Genomic DNA, 329 nt, shown 5'->3' with positions numbered 1-329 from the left:
GGAATTACGTCGCCGGCCCGTTCGAGCAGGACCTTGTCGCCCAGCCGGAGGTCTTTGTCGCGGATGAAGTCTTCGTTGTGCAAACTGACGCTGGAGATCATTACCCCGGCCAGGGCAACGGGCGTAGTCTTGGCCACCGGCGTGATGGTGCCGATCTTGCCGACCTGGTACTCTACGTTTTCCAGGGTAGTTGTCGCCTGCTTCGCGGCGAATTTATAGGCGATGGCCCAACGGGGGTGGTGGCTGGTGTAGCCGGCCCGCTCCTGCAGTACCAGGTCGTCTACTTTGACGACCATGCCGTCAATCTCGTATGCCGTCTTCTGCTTGAA

General features: G+C 59.9%; 1 pseudogene. It reads right to left on the bottom strand.

Annotated features, from left to right (window positions below):
- A pseudogene (ligA, locus tag MO867_RS22830) lies at positions 1 to 329 on the bottom strand (NAD-dependent DNA ligase LigA); the annotation flags it as partial.

The organism is Microbulbifer okhotskensis, from assembly GCF_023895975.1.
GTDB classification, from domain to species: Bacteria; Pseudomonadota; Gammaproteobacteria; order Pseudomonadales; family Cellvibrionaceae; genus Microbulbifer; species Microbulbifer okhotskensis.
The sequence above is the reverse complement of the archived record's forward strand: the minus strand, read 5'-3'. Positions and strand labels throughout refer to the sequence as shown.